Origin of the sequence: Hungatella sp. SL.1.14, assembly GCF_024460495.1 — a bacterium.
In the GTDB taxonomy this organism is placed as follows: Bacteria; Bacillota; Clostridia; order Lachnospirales; family Lachnospiraceae; genus Hungatella; species Hungatella hathewayi.
This window is the reverse complement of record NZ_JANFYJ010000117.1, coordinates 1-449: the sequence shown is the minus strand read 5'-3', so window position 1 is coordinate 449 and position 449 is coordinate 1. Positions and strand designations below refer to the sequence as shown.

At 43.0% G+C, this 449-nt stretch carries 1 rRNA gene; it reads left to right on the top strand.

From position 1 onward, the window contains the following. Positions 1 to 6 precede the first annotated feature (6 nt). Positions 7 to 124 (top strand): 5S ribosomal RNA (gene rrf, locus NE473_RS30225). Positions 125 to 449 lie beyond the last annotated feature (325 nt).

Sequence of the window (449 nt, the reverse complement as noted above, 5' to 3'; positions counted from 1 at the left end):
AAAGATTCTGGTGCCGATGCGCTTAGGGGAAACACCCGTACCCATCCCGAACACGATGGTTAAGACTTAAGCGGCCGATGGTACTATGCTGGAGACGGCATGGGAGAGCAGGTGGGTGCCAGATTACTTAAAAAAACTCACTCGAAAGAGTGTTTTATATAGAACGGACACGTTCCAATGGGTGGAGATAAAGGCGAAACCTGTGTTAAAGAATGTGTTAACCTGATTCAGCAGGGCAGTGCTGTTCCATATAACTGGTTTTTACCAGTGATTAGTGGATTCGAGTCGATCGAGTTTGCTAATGACTGATAAACTTCAGTCTGCATGTACCTTGAAAACCACATATTGAATATATCTAGAAAAGTTGAAACAGAGGAGAGGTTCGCAAGAACATCAAACCTGTGGAAAACAATTCAAGACATCCGAGGTGTTATATCGTAACAGATATA